At 46.9% G+C, this 20,480-nt stretch carries 29 protein-coding genes; all 29 read left to right on the forward strand.

Translation table 11 applies throughout. The features are described from left to right. Window positions 1–202 precede the first annotated feature (202 nt). Entirely contained in the window at window positions 203–751 is a 549-nt protein-coding gene (locus NGM66_RS10685; RefSeq protein ID WP_258115665.1) for an HNH endonuclease, read from the forward strand. Then, on the forward strand, window positions 741–1,055 hold the full coding sequence (locus NGM66_RS10690; protein WP_203640709.1) for a VRR-NUC domain-containing protein: 315 nt from the start codon (window positions 741–743) through the stop codon (window positions 1,053–1,055). The genes NGM66_RS10685 and NGM66_RS10690 overlap by 11 nt, the downstream gene beginning before the upstream one ends. Before the next feature lies 1 nt (window position 1,056). Continuing rightward, window positions 1,057–1,476 (forward strand): hypothetical protein, encoded by a 420-nt coding sequence (locus NGM66_RS10695; protein WP_258115622.1) that lies wholly within the window; start codon window positions 1,057–1,059, stop codon window positions 1,474–1,476. A 4-nt stretch (window positions 1,477–1,480) separates the two neighbouring features. Then, window positions 1,481–1,921 (forward strand): zinc-finger-containing protein, encoded by a 441-nt coding sequence (locus tag NGM66_RS10700; RefSeq protein WP_258115623.1) that lies wholly within the window; start codon window positions 1,481–1,483, stop codon window positions 1,919–1,921. After that, complete coding sequence (locus tag NGM66_RS10705; RefSeq protein ID WP_258115624.1) at window positions 1,911–2,369, forward strand: hypothetical protein; 459 nt, start codon at window positions 1,911–1,913, stop codon at window positions 2,367–2,369. The genes NGM66_RS10700 and NGM66_RS10705 overlap by 11 nt, the downstream gene beginning before the upstream one ends. Before the next feature lie 514 nt (window positions 2,370–2,883). Next, window positions 2,884–3,087 (forward strand): hypothetical protein, encoded by a 204-nt coding sequence (locus NGM66_RS10710; protein ID WP_258115625.1) that lies wholly within the window; start codon window positions 2,884–2,886, stop codon window positions 3,085–3,087. After that, window positions 3,084–3,335, forward strand: a complete 252-nt coding sequence (locus NGM66_RS10715; protein WP_258115626.1) for a hypothetical protein — start codon at window positions 3,084–3,086, stop codon at window positions 3,333–3,335. The genes NGM66_RS10710 and NGM66_RS10715 overlap by 4 nt, the downstream gene beginning before the upstream one ends. Next, entirely contained in the window at window positions 3,332–3,538 is a 207-nt protein-coding gene (locus tag NGM66_RS10720; protein WP_258115627.1) for a hypothetical protein, read from the forward strand. The genes NGM66_RS10715 and NGM66_RS10720 overlap by 4 nt, the downstream gene beginning before the upstream one ends. Continuing rightward, the gene (locus NGM66_RS10725; RefSeq protein WP_258115628.1) at window positions 3,538–3,846 is read left to right on the forward strand and encodes a MazG-like family protein; all 309 of its coding nucleotides are present in this window, start codon (window positions 3,538–3,540) and stop codon (window positions 3,844–3,846) included. Before NGM66_RS10720 ends, NGM66_RS10725 begins: the two co-directional genes overlap by 1 nt. Further along, window positions 3,836–4,033 (forward strand): hypothetical protein, encoded by a 198-nt coding sequence (locus tag NGM66_RS10730; RefSeq protein WP_258115629.1) that lies wholly within the window; start codon window positions 3,836–3,838, stop codon window positions 4,031–4,033. The genes NGM66_RS10725 and NGM66_RS10730 overlap by 11 nt, the downstream gene beginning before the upstream one ends. Further along, window positions 4,023–4,541 (forward strand): hypothetical protein, encoded by a 519-nt coding sequence (locus NGM66_RS10735; protein WP_258115630.1) that lies wholly within the window; start codon window positions 4,023–4,025, stop codon window positions 4,539–4,541. The genes NGM66_RS10730 and NGM66_RS10735 overlap by 11 nt, the downstream gene beginning before the upstream one ends. 256 nt (window positions 4,542–4,797) lie before the next feature. Beyond that, the gene (locus NGM66_RS10740; RefSeq protein ID WP_258115631.1) at window positions 4,798–5,469 is read left to right on the forward strand and encodes a terminase; all 672 of its coding nucleotides are present in this window, start codon (window positions 4,798–4,800) and stop codon (window positions 5,467–5,469) included. A gap of 23 nt (window positions 5,470–5,492) precedes the next feature. After that, entirely contained in the window at window positions 5,493–5,927 is a 435-nt protein-coding gene (locus NGM66_RS10745; protein ID WP_258115632.1) for a terminase small subunit, read from the forward strand. Continuing rightward, a complete protein-coding gene (locus tag NGM66_RS10750; RefSeq protein ID WP_258115633.1) occupies window positions 5,920–7,173 on the forward strand; it encodes a PBSX family phage terminase large subunit in 1,254 nt (417 codons plus the stop codon). The genes NGM66_RS10745 and NGM66_RS10750 overlap by 8 nt, the downstream gene beginning before the upstream one ends. 5 nt (window positions 7,174–7,178) lie before the next feature. Then, window positions 7,179–8,588, forward strand: coding sequence for a phage portal protein (locus NGM66_RS10755; RefSeq protein WP_258115634.1), 1,410 nt, complete (start codon window positions 7,179–7,181; stop codon window positions 8,586–8,588). Then, entirely contained in the window at window positions 8,572–10,473 is a 1,902-nt protein-coding gene (locus tag NGM66_RS10760; RefSeq protein WP_258115635.1) for a minor capsid protein, read from the forward strand. Before NGM66_RS10755 ends, NGM66_RS10760 begins: the two co-directional genes overlap by 17 nt. 4 nt (window positions 10,474–10,477) lie before the next feature. Further along, window positions 10,478–10,708: a hypothetical protein gene (locus tag NGM66_RS10765; RefSeq protein ID WP_258115636.1), complete on the forward strand. Its 231-nt coding sequence runs from the start codon at window positions 10,478–10,480 to the stop codon at window positions 10,706–10,708. Window positions 10,709–10,832: 124 nt separating this feature from the next. After that, the gene (locus tag NGM66_RS10770; RefSeq protein WP_258115637.1) at window positions 10,833–11,372 is read left to right on the forward strand and encodes a phage scaffolding protein; all 540 of its coding nucleotides are present in this window, start codon (window positions 10,833–10,835) and stop codon (window positions 11,370–11,372) included. A 20-nt stretch (window positions 11,373–11,392) separates the two neighbouring features. Continuing rightward, window positions 11,393–12,310, forward strand: a complete 918-nt coding sequence (locus tag NGM66_RS10775; protein WP_258115638.1) for a capsid protein — start codon at window positions 11,393–11,395, stop codon at window positions 12,308–12,310. Between the two features lie 138 nt (window positions 12,311–12,448). Continuing rightward, a complete protein-coding gene (locus NGM66_RS10780; protein ID WP_258115639.1) occupies window positions 12,449–12,838 on the forward strand; it encodes a head-tail connector protein in 390 nt (129 codons plus the stop codon). Then, entirely contained in the window at window positions 12,835–13,215 is a 381-nt protein-coding gene (locus NGM66_RS10785) for a hypothetical protein (protein WP_258115640.1), read from the forward strand. Before NGM66_RS10780 ends, NGM66_RS10785 begins: the two co-directional genes overlap by 4 nt. A gap of 1 nt (window position 13,216) precedes the next feature. Further along, window positions 13,217–13,621, forward strand: coding sequence for an HK97 gp10 family phage protein (locus NGM66_RS10790; RefSeq protein ID WP_258115641.1), 405 nt, complete (start codon window positions 13,217–13,219; stop codon window positions 13,619–13,621). Then, window positions 13,622–14,044 carry a phage tail terminator family protein gene (locus NGM66_RS10795; RefSeq protein WP_258115642.1) on the forward strand — a complete coding sequence of 141 codons (423 nt, stop codon included), beginning with the start codon at window positions 13,622–13,624 and terminating at the stop codon, window positions 14,042–14,044. Then, a complete protein-coding gene (locus NGM66_RS10800; protein ID WP_258115643.1) occupies window positions 14,025–14,204 on the forward strand; it encodes a hypothetical protein in 180 nt (59 codons plus the stop codon). The genes NGM66_RS10795 and NGM66_RS10800 overlap by 20 nt, the downstream gene beginning before the upstream one ends. A 1-nt stretch (window position 14,205) precedes the next feature. After that, a complete protein-coding gene (locus NGM66_RS10805) occupies window positions 14,206–15,567 on the forward strand; it encodes a phage tail sheath C-terminal domain-containing protein (RefSeq protein WP_258115644.1) in 1,362 nt (453 codons plus the stop codon). A gap of 17 nt (window positions 15,568–15,584) precedes the next feature. Then, a complete protein-coding gene (locus NGM66_RS10810) occupies window positions 15,585–16,073 on the forward strand; it encodes a phage tail tube protein (RefSeq protein ID WP_258115645.1) in 489 nt (162 codons plus the stop codon). Between the two features lie 17 nt (window positions 16,074–16,090). Beyond that, window positions 16,091–16,501: a phage tail assembly chaperone gene (locus NGM66_RS10815; protein ID WP_208910145.1), complete on the forward strand. Its 411-nt coding sequence runs from the start codon at window positions 16,091–16,093 to the stop codon at window positions 16,499–16,501. A 227-nt stretch (window positions 16,502–16,728) separates the two neighbouring features. Then, window positions 16,729–19,776, forward strand: a complete 3,048-nt coding sequence (locus NGM66_RS10820) for a tape measure protein (protein WP_258115646.1) — start codon at window positions 16,729–16,731, stop codon at window positions 19,774–19,776. 12 nt (window positions 19,777–19,788) lie between these two features. Further along, entirely contained in the window at window positions 19,789–20,478 is a 690-nt protein-coding gene (locus NGM66_RS10825) for a hypothetical protein (RefSeq protein WP_258115647.1), read from the forward strand. Window positions 20,479–20,480 lie beyond the last annotated feature (2 nt).

The raw sequence follows: 20,480 nt of genomic DNA on the forward strand, positions 1-20,480 counted from the left end.
CTTGTCCCCGTTGAGCTGTGTATAGTTATGTATACTTTCTTCTATATATCATTAATTAATAATAATAAACGTATATAAAAGAAAAGGATAAAAGTGACTACATTCGCTACATTGCCTACATAGTCCATGTGTACCAAGGGATACAGGCTGTGTAGGCACTAAATTAGCCCTGCATTCGGCTACACGAAATGGAGGTAATCCTATCGAAAGTGAGGAAAAGTGGAGACCGGTTGACGGTTTTCCAGATTATGAAGTAAGCAACGGAGGAAATGTCCGAAGCAAAGGCATGTATCGGCCGTCTAAGAATGGATCGTTCTCTTTTCATCAGGGAACAGTCTTGCATCCAGCTACGTTGAAGACAGGGTACCGGAATGTGCTTCTTTACGGTCATGAAAAACGAAAAAATAAGCTGGTACACAGGCTCGTTGCAGAAGCATTTATTCCAAATCCTGAAAACAAAATACAGGTAAATCATTTGAATGGCGATAAAACTGACAATCGAGTGATTAATTTGGAATGGGCGACGCGTTCTGAAAACATCGTTCATGCTGTTAAAAATCACTTAACTTCTAGACCTAAGACTATATTGAAATTTACGCTTAACGGTGAATTTGTAAGTAGCTATTACTCGTTACGAGAAGCGGCTAGAAGTATGGGAGGACAATCTTCCGGTATTTGTGAGGCTGCTAAAGGCAAGAAACGTGGTCATCGGTATAAGGGCTTTGTCTGGAGGTATGAACATGGAGAGTGAACATTCCTTGCAGAATAGAATCATGTTGGCACTATCGCAGAACGGCTTTACCGTTTTTCGCAGCAATGCTGGCCGAGTTCGGACTGAGTCAGGAGCGATGATCATGTTATTTCCCAGAGGGTTCCCAGACCTCTGTGGGTTCCGTCATTCGGATGGTCGATTCTTCTGCCTAGAGATTAAAAACGAAAAGGGGCGGTTGCGCCCAGATCAGAAGCTATTTGCACAATTTATTAAACCTTTCCCAGTTCTGTACGGAGTGGCTAGAAGTGTGGATGATGCTCTAACGATTGTTGGAGGTGATTGACATGTCACTGAACGCAGAATTATTGTCCCATATTCAATCGGCTGAGGATGCGTACGGCCATGTAAGCAATTGGCCAGACTCGGTGGTTAAAAAGGCTCGCAAGTTGGCGGACCGCTACGGAAATGAGGCGGAGTATATCAAGCTGGAGGAACTTGCAGATGTTCGCGAACTGACAGAGCGAGGATTCTTTGTCACACACATTGGAATAAAATTACACCACAGCAGAGGCTGGGTGCTAAACCGTATGCCAGAAGACTTCGAGTACACCGCTACTGAGGAAGACCAGCGACTACTGAAAATCCATCAGGATAAAAGTACGAGAGAGGTTGGCAGACTGCTGCACCGTGATTTGAGCTGGGTGCGGGAAATGAGACGCCATTATGGATGGACGCAAGAACAACTAACTCAGGAGGATGACTAAGATCATGGAAAGCTTAAAGCATAAGCCAGAACAGTGGGATAAGCACCCCTGCCCATACTGTGGGGGTAAAGTTGTGTACGCCAGTAATGCCAATATCTATGGCGGGCGGGAATTTGGCAATGGCCGCTGTTACTTTTGTCTCAATTGTCAGGCCAGTGTAGGAGTTTACAGTGACGGGGCCAGCAAGCATCCAACACGTATGCCACTAGGTATTTTAGCGACACCCGAGATGAAAGAGCTGAAAATGCTATGTCATTCTCGGTTCGATAAAGTATGGCGGTCACACTGGTTGTCACGGAGTCGCTGCTATAAGCGGATGGCCCACCTTATGGGCATTGACTTAGATTACTGCCACTTTGGGTACTTCAACGAAGACGATTTAATGCGGGCGCTAACGATTATGGAGACTAATGACTGGTATATGGAGGAGAGCAATGAAAACTAGCGAGTTCACGAAGTTCATGAAGCAAACCGGTTATACGGTTCGTATGACTGGTCGCGGTCGATTGGCGATTGGAAGTGAAATTATTCCAGGAACAGCACTCATCGATGTACACCAAGTAGGTAAATATCAGATTCACGATTTACCCGATTATGTTGCTAATGTGGTGATGGATTACGCCGGAACGCCACTTAACGAGCGTGAGACCGAGAAACGTTGGAACATCATTTTAGGTCAGGATGTGGGTGGCGGTTCCTACTTTTCCGCATGGTATAAAAGGGGCTCTGGCTTTGGCATAACGGCGCTTGTTGATGAAAATTCTTTGAGAATGTCGGATTTTATTTTCACTGAATCTGAATTTTTAGCTTTAATTGCTCAGCTCAAACTTTTACCTAATGGCGATGTCTATGCAAAAATCGCTGAATTTGGGAAGCAGGAGGTTAAGCGATGATTGTCTACAACCACTTATACGCCTGGTCTGGACGCCGGGTTCAGACACTCGATGAGCTGCCATTCCTAGTCTCTAAGCTGTGCGCGGTGATTAGTGATGAATGTTGAAAACGTATTACAAGCCATGATTGAAAAGGGGCAGGAAAGTGATTCCAGAAACTGGGAAAATATTTACGCTAAAGGCTGACAACTCGATTTTTATTATGGTGGATGACAGGTTCTCAACGAAAGGGGTGACACCACTGGTCTTTATGAGGCCCGAGGGATTCTGGATGAATCTGACGCCAAGAGGAAAGTCTAACTTCTGGCACCGTCAGCTTAGTAAGGGATTTGAGTATCTAAGTGTGGAGCAGCTAGCCAGGCGAGCTACAGACGAACACTGGGCAGATAATTTGGGCAATTTACTGGAGGGATTCTAATGAGCAAACAACGAAAGCACATGAAAAAAACTTTGCGTAAGAAGAAACGGCGGATGACTGAACATGTACGGGAACACGCGAAAGGAGCGTAGACTAATGTACAGTTACAGTAGTCGGCCGAGCTGGATCATGGCTGAGGACAGCAATGGCAATCGAGTGTGGATAAACCTAAGTAAAATTGACTATGCAGTTGAAAACAATACTGGTTGGACGATGCTTCTTATCGGTGATATCAAACTGCTAATCAATATTAGTTTTGACAAGTTCGGCAAGATTTTAACAGGAGGGGCAGACAAGTGAAATACGCTGAGTTTATGGAAATTGCTTTAGCAGAAGGTTTTGAGCCACACGTTGCGCCTGATGAAATTGTGATGTTCGAAGACATGGGGCGCTGGGTAGTTACTATCAGCAAGGATAAGTGCAGTTACTGTGTCCGTTCGTTTTACTGGAAGCAGGTGTCACCCGAGTTTGCGGCGGCCATAGCGGAGTTTGCCGGAACAAGCTGGATTGAGCGTGATATGCCCGACGATGAGGAGGAGCCTGAATGACACAGTACGAACAGGTAGCGTTAACTGAACCTAAAGTGATTGAGAGTACGTTGGGTATTGGCAATAATCATGATGGGACGTATACGGTTACTGCCACTAAACAGTTTCCAAGAAAGAATGATCAGGTTGTAGCGATGAAATTCACCAAGAATGGGTTATCAGCCCTGACTGGATACCTGAGAATGCTTACGGAGGCAGAATAATGGACAATCTAATTAAGCAAATTGAAGCATGGTCTGTAACCCGCCACCTAGATGAGCAGCCATCCAAGAATCAACTGCTGAAACTGGTCGAAGAAGTTGGCGAACTGGTAGCCGCCCACAACAAGCAGCGCAAGGCCGAGGTTATCGACAGCGTAGGCGACATTCTGGTGGTCCTGACCATCTATTGTCAGCAACGTGGGTTATCTATCGAAGATTGCTTAGAAACCGCTTACGAGGAAATTAGTGGGCGTAAGGGAAGGCTAGTTGATGGTGTGTTTGTTAAGGAGGCAGATCTAAATGACGACTGATCAAAAAACATTCCGTCGTTACCTACTGACTGTCTTCGATGATCAGTGCAGTGACATTATTCGAAGCATGATGTGGATGAGCAATCACTTCCAGCGTTGGCCTAATACCGTGCGGGTGGCATATCACCGGCTAACGATTGCAGAGCGTAACGCGGTAGTACGGGAGGTGTTGATGAATGGCGATTGATTTATCGGATGAAACTGTTGCTAAGATTGTGGATGGACTAATCACACGGGGGCATAAGTTCTCTAAGATTGAGTCTGAGGAAGAGTTGCGGAACACTAAGTCTTTGCTGTCTCACTACCAGCTCTTAGAGAACCACTTGACGGTTGAACTACCCGAGGTAAAGGAGGATGTTCCACTATCGCAGTATGAACGGAGCCTGTACTCTTTACTGGGGTATCGGGTGCGGTCCAAAGAGATGATGGAGTTCGTCAACAATATTTTGAGCCGGTACAAGGAAATCTGCACGGCAGGGACGTTCGAAGACCGGCGCCGGTATGACGTGATTAAGAAGTTGTATCTGATTGATGGTAAGCAGACACGATTACAACTGGCCGACTTTTACCGTGTTGATGAGAAGACCATCCGGCGGGACGAACGCAAGGCTATCGATGACCTATCGATTATGATTTTCGGCATTGATGCGTTTAACGACATGTCCAAAACGCGCCGAACAAGTGTCCAGAAATAGCCGAACTAAAGAGTTACTATAGTAATATGGAATACATTAAATAGTCTATGTATCGCGGTGGTGGAATAGGTAGACACTGCTGACTATGAGGTTTTCGCATATCTCAGATCCGTATGCTTTTACTCATAGTTGGAGGCAATTGTAGGGTGCAAATCCTTACCCGCGATGTTGAAACAATAATTTCACACTCCTTCACACTTGCCCTAGCAGTAATGCTGGGGTTTTGTTATGCTTATGAAATAAAGGGGTGCTTAAAATGACAGCATTAAATGCATTGATTGATACTGATACAATTGTTTTATCAATGGACACACTCGTTTCCATGAAGGATTCAGAAGGTAAAACTGTGCCTCAGTATTTCACACAAAAATTTGAATATTTGCCGTTTGCTCAATCCGTAATTGCAGGAACAGGGGTTCTCGATGTTTTGAAAAAGTCTTTCAATGCTTCTAGGGAAATCTTAGCTTTTGAGGTTGATGTGTTAGCGGACAACATTTCTAAGTTTCTAAAAGAGGATGAGTGGGTTAGTAGCTTGCCTAAAGAGTTGACATCAACTATTTATGTTTTAGGATTTACTAAAGACGGGGAAACAAAAGCATTTGCGTTAAGGAGCACCAATAATTTCGATGCTCAAGTAATCGCTGCCGAGGGCCAGGCTACCGCAATTTTCAAGCCCGACTTAAGTAGTACGGATGGATTTTTTGATGAGTTAGAGGCTGCTAACCGAACTGAAGATGTGGATGAACGTTTAGTTAAATTGATGAGAGTAGAAAAGAAATATGATGATTTAGATCCATATGGTGTAGGCATCGGTGGAGAAAATATCAGATTGGTTTTTAATTCGGACGCCTCAGATGCAAGAATTAGTAAGATTGATGTTTTTGATGATTACGTTTCCCAGTATCAAGAAGCATATAATAACTTGTAAGAATGATAAAGGAGGCCTGCAAAATGCAGAAACTAACGATAAAGCAACAGAAGTTCATTGAATCATACATTGTCAGTGGTAATGCTACGCAGGCCGCTATTGAAGCTGGCTATAGCAAAAAGACAGCTGGACAAACTGGAAATGAAAACCTTAAAAAACCTGATATTTTGAAAGCACTTGAAAAACGGACGGAAGAAATTCGAGATGAAAAAATTGTTGATCAACGAGAGATAATGGAATTTATCTCTGCTACCCAACGAGGCGAGGTCAGAGAGGTAGTTGTTACGCCTAGTGGCACAAAAGTCGAGGTGCCCGCTAAAATCTCCGATAGGCTTAAAGCTGCTGAACTCATGGGTAAGCGTTACGCTATGTGGACGGAGAAGCGAGACGTAACCGCCACTGTCGGCCCCGTACAAATTACCGATGATATCCCCGCTGGGAGTGATGAGGATGGCTAAGATTAGTCTAGCTCACTCAATGGCGCCGAGCTTCTACCAGCTTCACCAAGACATCAAGCACCGTCAACATTCAAATTACTGGTTATCAGGAGGACGTGGGTCGACCAAGTCCTCTTTTATTTCGCTCGAAATTGTGTTGGGCATCATGAAGGATGTGGACGCCAATGCTGTGGTTATGCGGCGGTACGCATCTAACTTACGTGAGTCAGTCTATGACCAATATCTGTGGGCGATTGATACTCTAGGTGTCTCTAACCTGTGGGCAGACTCAGTGAGTCCTATGCAGCTGACGTACATCCCCACAGGTCAGCAGATACGTTTTAAGGGTGCCGACAAGCCGGAGAAGATTAAGTCACAGAAGTTCCGGCACGGCTACACGAAGTTCAAGCACTTTGAAGAAGTTGCTGACTTCAAAGGTTGGAAGGAAATCCGGAACATCAACCAATCTCTCAACCGGGGTGGATCGGATATCGTGACCTTCTACAGTTATAACCCACCGGCCAGCATAAATAGCTGGGTCAACCAAGCTCGCGAGGAGCAAGGCCGGCGAAACGATACACTGGTACACGAGAGCGACTATCTAAGCGTACCTAAAGCTTGGCTAGGGAAAGAGTTTTTGGCTGACGCTGAACAGCTTAAGAAGGATAATCCTAAGGCCTATGCACACGAATATTTAGGTGAGGTCACTGGGACGGGCGCCGAAGTTTTCAACAACCTAACCGTTCGTGAGATTACAGACGAAGAGATTAGTCACTTCGATAAAATCTATCATGGCATGGACTTCGGGTTTGCTCATGATCCGTTAGCCTATGGCGACGCATATTGGGACGCGGCACGACGCCGGGTCTTTTTGTTTAACGAAATTTACAGTGTTGGCATGACCAACCGCGAAGCAGTGACTGCCATCAAACGACTCAATCCGATGAATGAAGTTATTACTGCTGACTCAGCTGAGCCACGTACCATCGCTGAGTTCCGGGACTATGGATTGAACGTGGTTGGCGCTCGCAAGGGGCCGGGTAGTCGTGAGCACGGGTTCAAGTGGCTGCAAGACCTACGTGAGATTGTCATTGACCCTGTCCGGTGTCCTAACACAGCCAGAGAGTTTACCAGTTACGAGTTAGCTCGTGATGCTAACGGGAACTTCAAGGCTGGTTATCCTGATGGGGATGACCATTCGATTGATAAGACTAGATACGAATTAGAATCGTTAATGAAGAAGGGAGGCTTCAGGCCTTGGAAGTAAAGGCAATGAAACAATTACTAAAGAATACTGATGGCCGGCGGATTAAGTTTGCTCATCAGTTCAGCCAGTCACTCCGGTATTACTTCAATAAGAATGACATCACTAACAGAAATAACGGGGAGTCAAAACTCAATGAAGCTGGCAAAGACGAGCCACTTCGACAGGCTGACAACCGGGTCAGTAATAACTACCACCAACTCTTAGTAGACCAGGAAGCAGGTTATGTCGCGACGGTTCCACCTTCGATTGATGTGGAGGATGAGGCACTCAATGACAAGGTAAAGGACGCCTTGGGCGACAATTTTAACTTACGGCTCAATCAAATGGTGGTGGACGCTTCAAACGCCGGGGTCGCCTGGTTACACTACTGGATTGATGAGGACGGACAGTTCCGCTATGGTATCGTGCCGCCTGACCAGGTAGTACCAATCTACTCAAGTGACTTAGACCGTAAGCTGCTAGCACTGAGACGAAGCTACAAGCAACTTAATCCTGATACTGGGAAGTTCTTTAGAGTGCATGAGTACTGGACTGACAAGGACGTGACAGTGTTTAAATCAGGAACCGCAGACTATAACGACCTGTCTCTTTATGACGACCGTTTCAATATCTACGACGTCACAAGTGGGGATGAGACTGGTACTAGCGCAGTCTTACATCACGACCTAGGTCGAATCCCGTTCATTGCCTTCCCTAAGAACAAATATCGAAGACCAGAGTTACTGAAGTATAAAGGATTAATTGACGTCTACGATAACGTCTACAATGGCTTTGTTAACGATGTTGATGACATCCAACAAGTTATCTTAGTGCTAACTAACTACGGTGGAGAAGACCTGGCTAGCTTCATGAAAGCCCTGAAGGAAGACCACGCTATTAAGATGGACAACGTCGGAACTGGTGACAAGTCCGGCGTTGACAAGCTGACTATCGATATTCCCGTTGAAGCCCGTAACTCGCTACTCGAGATGACCAAGACAGACATCTTCGTCCACGGTCAAGGTGTGAATCCTGTCGACTTCAAAGACATTGGCAATGCGTCAGGAACAGCCATCAAAGCTCTATACGGCCATCTTGAATTGAAGGCGGCTAACACTGAGGCTTACTTTAGAGACGCGCTCACCGAGCTTATCCGGGCTATCCTGACGTGGCTCGGAGTAGCCGACGCAGACAGTCGGGCGATTACTCAGACTTGGACACGGACTGCTATCCAAAACGACTTGGAGCAGGCACAAATCGTGGCTCAACTCGCTCAGTACACCAGTGATGAAGCGATTGCTAAGGCCAACCCTATTGTGGAAGACCCACAGCAGGAGCTTCGCGACCGTCAAGACAATATCGTGAAGCATGACGGCTACGACAATCAGGAAGCTCTCAACCAAGTAGGTGGTGATGGGGATGACGACGAAGAGTAACCAGAAGTACTGGGAACGACGACATCTTCAGACTAAGGCAAAGCAGATTAAGTCGACTGAAGCTTACGAGAAGGCATTACAGCCTGAGCTTAATGGCCTTTATCGAGACCTACACGGTGAGATGGAGCAGTGGTATACCAAGTATGCCAACGCCAACGGAATCGACAAGGACGAGGCTAAGAAGGCTCTCAACGGTGTCAACACAAAACACTGGCAGCTAACCCTTAAGCAGTTTGAGGCGAAGGCGAAGTCTGGTGGCTATAAGGATGAGTTGGATTCTGAGTACTACCGCAGTCGGGTGGCTCGTTTGCAGGACCTGGAGGCACAACTACAGCAACACACGCAATCCTTTACTAGTCATCGTACAGATGTCATGAGAAACGGACTGGCCAAGCAGTATGACGACACATACATGCGAACCAATTTCAATATCCAAGCGTCCAAGGGAGCTATCACATCTAACTTCGCTCGGTTCAACGAGGCACAGCTTAAGATGGCGGTATCAAGTCCCTGGGGGAAAGATGGCAAGGACTTCTCTAAGCGTATTTGGAAGAACTATCAAAAGGAATTGCCTAGCTATCTGATGGACGCAGTACTTCGTGGGACCGTACTCGGTTGGAGCCCGGCCAAAGTTAGTCAAATGTTTCATGCAAGGTTTCAGGACATTAAGAAAGTCAACATTCATAACTTGGTAGTATCTGAAATGGGGCATGTTGCCGAAGAGGCTACAGCTAAGGGCTACGAAGAAAATGATATCGAGCAGTATGAGTATATGGCTACGCTTGAAAGCCATACTTGCGACATTTGTGGTCGCTTAGATGGCCAGATATTCCGGCTAGATAAGCGAATTGTCGGAATTAACTACCCGCTCATTCATGCCCGCTGCCGGTGTACTACAGTGCCTTATATGGACGATTTACCAGAGATGACTGGCAGATGGTATCGTGATCCTGAAACTGGCAAGGGCAAGCTGGTTAGAAATATGAAATTTGGCGAATGGAAGAAGCTAGTTAACTCTGGGGCTGAGATGCCTAAGCCAACACCATACAAACCCACTGGATATGCTATTAATCTAAATAACGTTTTGAGTAGTGATGATAATGAACGCTTAAGTGAGTTAGGGACTGATGTTCCAGAGACCTTCATGAAGATACTTGAAAAAGCACCTGAGAATATGAAGAAGCTATTTGCAACACGGCCAAAAGCAGTGGCGATTAGGACTTCATCTAACCAGGGTTCCTATTATTTAGCTGATAGTAAGCTAATTCAATTTGATAAAAAATCGTTTAAGGGCAATACCAGGTATGCAAAAGAAAACGATGTATTATTTCATGAACTTGCTCACAGCATTGACGATACTGGAGATGGTGCAATTCTACAGACCGTTCACCGCTATCTAAAAAGGTCGGTGAAAGATGCTGAGATTGTAACTTACTCTAACTATAGCCTTAAGCCAAAATACGGGTTACAGGATATGCTACACAAAGAAGGACTAGCAGCAGTTCAGTCTATCTATGATGAATTTCCTGATGTAGTATCTTCTTATAATGTGGAACGGGCTTGGAGAGAGCAATATATAGCCGATGACGATACAAATTGGCGACCTTTTGCTGATCTTTCAGATATGGTTGATGCTGCTACTAATGGCGGGTTATCGTTAGGTTTTGGTCATGGGAAAGGCTATTGGACGACCAAAGAGTATGGTGGTAACAAGAAAGTTACTAACGGTCATGCAGAAGCCGAGTTTTTCGCTGAATCAACATCAGCCACGATTAATAATCCCGAATCTTTAGCACAAATCAAGAAATATTTCCCTGAATCATATAAAATATACTTGAAGATGGTTGATGACATCATTAAAGAACGTAGCGAAAAAGGAGAGTGATGACATGTTACACTTTGAAATTGGTACTTCTGAAGTATTGAACCCTGTCCTTGACGCTTATACCGAACAATTCGGTGATGATTTTCCACTTTATAAATACCTTAATGTGACTCAAAATGATGAATACGATATTTCTGTGACTGGTGCTAAAAGGCTAGTTGATTTGATTAAACAGAGTATTAGTCAGAACCGGCCGGTACCAAAGCCGGATGATTATGATGACCGTGTATATTAACATGCTTTAACCTAACGCCCGCATAGGCGTTTTTATTTTGTCCTAAGCATGACGTAAAACTGCTTTTTGTTTTGCCTCCATTCGTGGTCGCACCACGTAAATCTAGCGAGAGAGGATGTTTGAAATGAAACGAGAATTTTTAAAGGGTTTGGAATTATCAGAAGAACAGATCAATGCCATCATGGCTGAACACGGTAAGTATGTGGAAACTTCGAAGTCACAACTGGCTGAACTGACCACCGAAACCGAGAGCCTCAAGACACAGATTGCCGACCGCGATAAAGATATCAAGGGGCTTAAGAAGGACGCCGGCGACAACGAGGTCCTGTCTAAGCAACTGACCGACCTCCAAGACAAGTACAAGACAGACACTGAAACTTTGACCCAACAACTGAGTCAGACCAAGCTGAACGGAGCACTGACTACCGCACTGACTGGTGCTAAGGTTCGCAATCCCAAGGCCGTGGAAGGATTACTTGATATGGACAAGGTTAAGCTGACGGATGACGGCAAGCTGGAAGGCCTAGACGACCAGCTCAGCGCTCTTAAGGAGTCTGATGGGTATTTGTTCGACGAAGGCCAGAAGGCAGGATACGAGCCTAAGGGTGGCAATGGCTCTGACGATAATAATCAAGTTCAAACCCTAGTTGACGCATTCAAATAACGGAAAGAAGGAAATATAATATGGCAACAATTAATTACGCTGAGGCTTATCAAGCCGCAATTCAGCAAGCATTCTATGATGGTCACTTGTTCTCAGCCAACCTGTGGAACTCTCCATCTAACAGCACTATCAAGTTCGATGGTGCCAAGCATATCAAGGTACCTCGCCTGACAATCGATGAAGGGCGCCGAGATCGGAAACGTCGGACAATTACGCAACCTAGTGCCAACTATTCCAACGACTGGGATTCATACGAACTGACCAATGAACGTTACTGGTCAACACTAGTAGACCCATCTGATGTGGACGAATCTAACATGGTTATCAGCATCGCCAACATCACTAAGCAGTTCAACCTCGATGAAAAGATGCCTGAAATGGATCGTGAAATGTTCTCAAAGCTTTATCAGCAAAAGGTAGCAGCGGCCGATGGTGGTTTACACACCGATACGTTGGATGAAAAGAATATCCTGACGGCCTTCGATGACATGATGGTTAACTTCGATGAACAACGGATTCCGCAAAACAACCGGGTGCTGTACCTGACGCCTAAGAACAACGCAATTCTTAAGCGTGCCGAAGCTATGAACCGTGAACTTAACCTGAAGGACCCTCAAAATGTTCAACGCACAGTCTACAGCATTGATGATGTGACGATTGTGGTCGTGCCATCTGACTTAATGCAAACGGCATTTGACTTCAGCGTTGGTTCTAAGGCTGTGGACGACGCCAAGCAAATCGAGATGTTCCTTATCTACAACGGCGTTCAGATTGCACCACAAAAGTACAGCTTCGTGGGCTTCGATGCTCCTAGCGCCGCTAACAGTGGTAACTACCTGTACTACGAACAATCTTACGATGATGTTCTGTTGTTGAAGACTAAGACGAAGGGTATCGAGTTTGTCACGTCTGACAAGGTGGCTGCCCCAAAAGCTTAGCCCCCGACAAGCCGACTAGTGCCAGCACAGTAGCTGAGATTACTGCCTGGCTTGACGCTAATAGTATCAGTCACGATGGAGTAACCTTGAAGGCTGACCTGTTAGCGCTGGTACCGGCGGACTAAAGGGGGAATCCACATGGATAAGCATCCACGACGAGACGAACTACTGACACAACTTGGGTTACTTAACCCTGATGACGGAAGTAATCCCAGCTATCAGGTCATGCTAGAATTTGGCCTGGATAAAGTGGTCAGCGATGTGGCTAACTACACGCATTTACCAGTTACTGAGCTCCCTGTTGAGCTTGACACAGTTTTGGTGGGCTTATGCCAGCAATTCCTAGTGACTCATCAATTGCTCACACCAGTAGCCGACCGAGATGGCGACGTTAAGACACTCAGCGAGGGTGACACGTCTGTCACATTTAAGTCAGTAAGTGAGGTGTACGCGGAATTGCAGTCGGTGAATTCATTGACTGATAACTACACCGCTCAGCTCAATAGTTTTCGGGTGGTGAAGCGATGAAGGCTGCATTTGACAAGATGGGCCAGCAACTCACTAAGTTGTGGTTTGACCGAGTTACCATCACCGGTGTCAAGACGGTCAAGGACGGTGTCTTCACTGACACTGTGCCTGTGACTATCGTTGAAAATGAGCCAGCTAAAGTGATTCTAAAAGGACTAAAAGCCAGCGAGCAGACGTTCTTCGGGACGGACGCTTACGATGCTAAGTTACTCATCCGAAACGGCCTGAAAATCCCCGCTGGTGCCGACATAGATGTGACTGATGTAAATGGTCAGCTCACTCATTACAAGCGTGCCAGCAGAGGCTATGCCGGGTATGTGAGCCATCAAGAAGTAGCTATGGTCCGGGATGAGAAGGCGACTGAGGAGGTGGAGTAGATTGGGTTTTATTACGATCCATGATGATGAATTCCAAGCTTGGGCTAAGGAAGTTCAAGTTAAAGCTGACAACCCTAACAAGTTAAAAGGGGAACTCCGCCAATCGTTGAAACGCGTTGGTGTTCAGGCACTACGGCGCGCTAGTAATTCGACCCCAGTTGATACCGGTAACTTAAGACGAAACTGGAATGCTAAAGGACCTATTTTCAACGGTTCTGCAATTTCACTCCAGTTATATAACAACGTAGAATACGCTAGTCATGTTGAGTACGGTCACCGTACTCGTGGTGGGGGTGGCTGGGTTGAAGGTCGATTCATGCTTCGAGATTCCGTTGAAGCAATCGGCAATGAGCTACCGTTGCTATTAACGCCTGGCTTCATGAGTGCTATGGAGGGGCTATTGTAAATGGATATTATCGAACGTATCGGGCAACTTTTGGAGACTATTTCTCCGGGAGTCCCTATCTATCGTGAGAATCAGAAAGGCGGTTTTAAGGAGCCGTCTTTTTATGTGTCTGCGATTGGGAGCCGGGGCCAACCAGAATTGTTTGGCCGACAAAAGCGAACGCATGGGTATCAGGTAGTCTGCTTTCCAGACCCGAAGAAACAGAATGCAGATATGGAAGTGATGGAACAGTTATTACTGGACCAATTTCTGACCCTCCCAGGCTTCGCTCACATTCGGGATCGTAACTTTAATCGAGTAGACGGAACGCTGACGATAGATTTTAATGTTGTGGTTTGGGCCCATCCTGTGGATGACACGCCAAAACAAGAAAAAATGAAGCAAACTGAAAGGGTGACGAAGAGTGACCGAAGCAAAAACTAAACGAGTAGCTAAGGCTACTTATGACAAGGCCGGACTGGTGAACAGTACCGGCTTTTATAATATTCAACGTGCAATTTTGAACATCACTTTAAAGGATGGTAAAGAATACACGCTGGACGAAGCAAAGAATCAAATCAAGAAATTTAAAGGAGGTATCTAGTATGGCTGGTGGAATTTGGACAACGCAAAACAAGGTGCGGCCAGGTGCTTACATTAACACCGTAGGGGCACCACAAGCTAAGGCAGATACTACTTCAGGCCGAGTGCTGTTAGTTAATGGCAGTCAACTGGACTGGGGCCCACAAGGGATTGTGGAGCTAAATAGCGGTAGTGATTTTCAATCAATCTTGGGTGCTCCATTGTCGGATAGCAAGTTGGCAACTATCCGGGAAGCCTTGAAGGGAGCTGTGACGGTCCTCTACCTGAATTTGAATGGTGGGACGGCGGCGACGATTAGCGATGAAGCTTTACCATGGAGCTTCACGGCCAACTATGCCGGAACTAAGGGTAATGACCTCACTGTTTCAGTTACGAAGGATCCTACTGACGAAACGCGGTTAACTGTGCAATTCCTTTATGGAACTACGGTTGTCGATGAACAAGTGATCCACACGACTACGGCTGCTGGCCTTAAGAGTAATGACTTTGTGACTGTGAAGCTGGCTGACGAAACGGGTGCCCAGACTAAGCTGGAAACGCTAGCCGGGAAGACTACGTACAAACTGGCGGGTGGTGTCACCACTCCTGTGGACGTAACTGATGTATTAAGTGACACGCTTGCTACCAAGACGTTTAATGTTGCTACGACGGCGGGCTACCCCGTTGAAAGCAATGTACATGCCTTGTTAGCACAGCTGATTGAAGACCTACGTGATAACGAGGGCTACAAGGTGACCGCAGTCGTTCCAGGCGTTGAGGGGTTGGACTACGACCATGAGGCTATTACCGCAGTAATCAATGGTGTTGAGCTGACTGACGGTGAAATGCTGGATGCGACTACAGCAGCGGCTTATGTAGCTGGGGTCGCGTCGGCAGCCGGAGCCACTGGCTCACTGACCTATGTCGCCTATCCTGACGCGGTAGACGCTAATCCACGGCTGACGAACGAAGCAACTATCCGCAATCTTGCGAATGGCTATATCGTGTTTACGGCTCGCCGGGATGGCACAGTTGTCGTCGAACAGGACATTAATACGCTCACCACCTATAGCGAAGCTAAGCCTAAGGATTTCCACAAGAATCGGACTATCCGGACGCTGGATGCGATTGCTAACGACACGCAAGACGTGTTTGAAGGCCAATTCATTGGCAAGGTTAACAACGACTCGACGGGTCGCGACTTGTTCAAAGCCAACCGGGTCGCATACTTGCGGACTTTAGAGACTGCTGGAGCAATTGGTAGCTTTGATCCAACTGATTTAAGTGTAGAAACAGGGGACGATAAGGATTCAATCCTGGTCACTTTGGGGATTACGCCGGTTGATGCCATGGAAAAACTGTACATGACAATTACGGTTTACTAGAAAGGGGCGAATGATAAATGGATAACGAAAGTGTTTCAACGGTTGGCCAATTTTTAAACGGTCGCGATACGATTTCAACTAAGGACGCTAAAGTCTTTGTTACGATCAACGGTAAGGTATTGCCGATGATTGAAGCCAACAAATTTAGTGCCAAGTTAGAAAAAAATAAGGAAGACGTACAGACACTGGGGAGCCGGTGGAAGCATAAGAAGGTTACCAGCGTAGAAGGTACTGGGACGCTTGGTGGCTACTTAATCACTTCGAATTGGGCTAAGTATGCTTTGCCATATATTCGTGGAGGCAAAGACCTGTATTTTGAAGTTACGTTGACCATTGAGGATTCAACCTCTAAGGCCGGCAAGCAGACGCTGCACTTCTCTGGGGTGAACCTGGATGATGTACCATTTGCTGACTTTGAAGCCGATGATGATGTTATGCAATGGGAATCAGACTTCACGTTTGAAGATGTTGAACTGGTTGAGCCATTCACTGGCTTCGATATTTAATTTAGGAGGAATTTAGCATGGCTGATCAAGTAAGTATTCAAGATTTTATTCAAAAGAACGAGGAAGAAACGGCTGAGGTAAAGTTGGACCGTTTTCCAACGCCATTCGTTTTGCGAGAACTCAGTATCTCGGAAGGTGAACGCTTGCGGAAACAAGCGACTAAGAAACAACGTAATCCTAAGAATGGTCAGGTAGAATCAACGGTTGACCAATCTTTGGCTGGTGAGTTGATGCTGGTTGCGGGGATTGTCCAACCAGATTTGGACAACAAGGAACTTCAAACCGCCTATGGTACTTTGGGTGATAGTCTAGGCACATTGAAGGCCATGCTAAAGATGAGTGAATTCGCGACGCTGGCTAAGAAGTTTAACGCAATCAATGGCTTTGATACCTCTGTTGATGATGATGTGGAAGCAGTAAAAAACTAATTGAGGCCGGCAACGGCAATGATTTCAAATATTACTTCTTCTCTATGAATGAATACCATTGGACGCCCCAGCAATGGGCTGGACTTTCACGGAAGGAAAAGGCTGTTGTGATTGCGGGCATTGATATTCGCATCAAAGAGGAAGAACAAGAAAGAAAACGAGCTGAACGGAAGGCTAGGTCTAAGCATTAGGTCTAGCCATTTCGTCGGTTAGAAAGGAGGTAGCCTATGGCGGACAAAGTTGTTAGTGCGACGATTAAAATTAACGATGGGTTTAGCGCAGCATTAAGCAAGCTAAGTTCAGGGGTCGGCCGTGGCTCTGCGGCGATGGATCAGTTGTCGGCTGGGGCCGGGAAGACTGGCGGCATGTTTAAGTCAATGTTAGGTGCCAATATCATTGGCGCTGGCGTCACGAAGGGTATTGGGATGATTACCAGTGGCGTTGGTAGCATGATGTCGGAGCTGAACGAGTCTAGTACTGCTTGGCAGACCTTTAATGGGAACATGGCCATGATGGGAAAGAGCCCCGCACAAATTGCTAAGACGCGTGGTGGGCTACAGAAATTCGCCCAAGATACTATCTATTCAGCATCCGATATGGCTTCCACATATAGCCAACTGGCGGCTGTAGGGACCAAAGGAACTGATAAGTTAGTCAAGGGGTTCGGTGGACTGGCTGCTGCTTCTTCTGATCCACAACAGGCGATGAAGACTCTGAGTCAACAAGCCACACAGGCCGCAGCCAAGCCTAAGATTCAGTGGCAAGACTTTAAGTTGATGCTTGAACAAACGCCAGCTGGGATGTCGCAAGTCGCTAAGACTATGCACCGGAGTACCGGTCAATTGGTCAAGGACGTTCAAGCCGGAAAAGTCAAGACCCAAGATTTCTTCGCTGCTATCGCCAAGACGGGGACAAACAAACAGTTCTCAAAGATGGCCACACAGTATAAAACTGTGGGACAGGCGATGGATGGTTTAAAAGAAACAGTCGCTAACCGTCTACAACCGGCCTTTGACCAAGTTAGTAAGGTTGGCATTAAGGCGATTAGTGGCTTTACCGATAGCCTTGGAAATGTAAACTTTGACGCTATCGGGACGAAACTAGTTCCGGTAGTTCAAGGCGTTGTAAATGCCGTTAAGACCGCTGGTCAAGCTGTTGGAGCCTTCTTTTCTTCGCTGGGCAAAACTGGGGCTTTAAGCTCAGTTGGCTCAGCCTTAAGTAGCATTGGTAAAGCTTTTGGGGATGTGATGGGCAAGTTGTCTAGCGGCGGTGGCAAAGATCCATTTGCCATGTTTAAGACACTAGGGAGCATCAGTGGCAGTGCCATTAAAGGGTTGGCTAACGGCTTAAAGGCGATTGCTGATGTAGCTGGGAGTTTGGACCCCACGGCAATCAAAGTTCTGGCCGCGGCGTTTATCGCACTCAAGATGAGTGCCAAGGGACTAGTTTTGACAGGCATTGTAGTTGCACTGACAACGCTAAGCAAGTTGAATCCCGGTGTTCTAAATGCTATTGCTATGGGGATTGGACTTCTGGCGACGGCAGTCTTGGCTTTCAAAGCTGTTAAAAATGTGAGTGGCATCATTAGCGGCATCGGTCACTCTCTCGGTGGTCTTGGTAAGGGCGGCGGACTTGCCAGTGCTGCTAAGTCATCCACGGCCGCTGCTTCAGGGTTCATTAAGCTAGGCGTATCATTGTTGCTTGTCGGTGCTGCGGTTGCCTTGGCCGGGGCCGGTCTGTGGATGATGGCTGAAGCCGTCACGTCGCTAGTTAGTGCTGGTTGGCCTGCTGTAGCTGTATTTGCGGGAATGGTTGTTGGGATTGGCATCTTAGCAGCTGTGGTTACAGCACTGGGACCGGCTATGATTGCTGGCGCGATTGGTTTCGGGATTTTTGGTGCTGCTTTGATTCTCATTGGGGCGGCTACGCTGATTGCCTCAGCAGGGATTGCCCTGTTAGCTACACAGTTACCTACGATTGCCGAATCGGGTGCTATGGCAGCTCTTAACATCGTACTGTTGGGTGGCGCGCTGGCGGTGTTTGGTGCGTTATCCATCGTCGCAGCGGCTGGATTGCTACTACTAGGTGTTGGTCTTGCCGTGGCTGGTGCGGGCTTTATGGTAGCGGCTGTCGGGGCGCTTCTATTTGGAGTGGCCATGATGGTTGTTGCCGTAGGTGTGACTATCGCAGCGGTGGGCATGATGATTCTGGCAGTCGCCTTGCCACTAATCGCCGCGTCAACCATGATTGCGGCTGTGGGGATGTTACTCATGGGTACCGCTATGGTTGTTGTGGCGGCCGTCGCCATGATTGCCGGCGCTGGAATGATGGTATTTGCGTTGGCACTGGTTATCGCCGCGCCACTCATGATGGTGGCCGCAGCTGGTGCTCTGCTACTGGGTGCAGCTTCTATCGCACTCGGGGCGGGGCTTGCTGTTGCTGGTGCCGGATTGATGGTTGTCGCCGCTGGATTACGATCAGTGACTTCGGCAGTTTCGGCGATGGTTTCAGCGTTTATCAGTGGGGTTGCCCGACTTGTGAGTGGTGTAACCTCTGGCATGGCAAGTGTTGTCTCAGCAGTGCGCGGTGGTATGCAACAAGCTGTGAGTGCAGCACAAAGTTTTGCTGGGGCGTTATTTAGTGCTGGGGTTAACCTGATTCAGGGCCTGGTCAATGGGATTAAGTCGATGATTGGCTCAGCTGTTAGCGCCGTGGCAAGCGTCGCAAGTAAGGTTGTTGGTGCAGCAAAGGGTGCTTTAGGCATTCATTCACCGTCAACGGTTTTTGCTGAAATTGGTGGCTACTTGGTACAAGGATTTGCAAACGGTATTACGGGCAGTTCTCAGTTGGCTAGTCGCGCAACTGGAGCAATGGCTCAGCAAGCGATTGGCGCTATGGACGCCTTAAACCACATGCCTAGTGCTAATCCTGGTAATCTCCTGGCCAACGGATTTAATAACGCGGCCACGGCGGTTGGTGGGCTTGTTTCTGCCATGCAAGGTATCAACGGCACGTCTGTGGATGTGAACGGTAATCTGAGTAGTAGTACCACTGGGAATGCGCCTCAGAGCACATTGTTTGGTAGTAACGCTGGTGGCTATTCCACAGTGGCAAATTACTCAGATACCAGTAGTTCCGAACAAAGCGGTACTAACGTTACAATTCAGCCGGGAGCATTTGTGCTCCAAAGCTCCGGCAATGCGGACTACGATGCGGAAACGATGGTTTCAAAGATTGAGACTTACCTGATTGGACTAAAGGAACGGAGGGGATAGCTAGTGGCGGGGATGCAGTTTAAGTTAACTAACAACAAGAACAAAACGTTTGCGCTGCCAGTTAACCCCAAAGAAATTCAGTTGGATTATGGTACTGATGATAAGACTGTATCTGTAATCAAGTTAGGTCAGATTAATCTTATTGGAGACGAAAAGCTCAAGACAATTGAAATTACCAGTACAATTCCAGTCAAGCCCAAGCAGGCCCATTACCTAAGCATTTCAAAGCCGTATGCTAAAGGGCAAACATACTTGGATAAGCTTTTAAAGATTTATAAATCTAAGAAGCAAGTACGGTTAGTAGTTACTAAAACGAAAATTAGTTTCAAGGGAATCATGACCGACTTCAAGTATGGTATGACTGAAGGCTACGCCGACGAGTACACCTATACCTTCAAATTGACTGAAAACAAGCCCCACAAGGCCAAGAAGGTCAAGACTTCTAAGAAGAAAAAGAAGAAGGTCGCTAAGAAAGGTAAATCCCGGTCGGCCCCGCCAGGTAAGGTGGGCCGGGGGTCTAAGGTTGTCGTGAATGGTCGGCTGCACGCTGGCTCGAATGGTTCCGGTCCCGGGATGACCGAGCGGAACGCCACTCGAAAAATTTCGCTGATTGCTAAGGGTGCCAAGTACCCGTACCACGTGACTACGCTTAGTGGCGGGGCCCGGGGCTGGGTATCTAAGTCAGCAGTAAAGGCGGTGTAGGT

The sequence above is a fragment of the Levilactobacillus yiduensis genome (assembly GCF_024718525.1).
GTDB classification, from domain to species: domain Bacteria; phylum Bacillota; class Bacilli; order Lactobacillales; family Lactobacillaceae; genus Levilactobacillus; species Levilactobacillus yiduensis.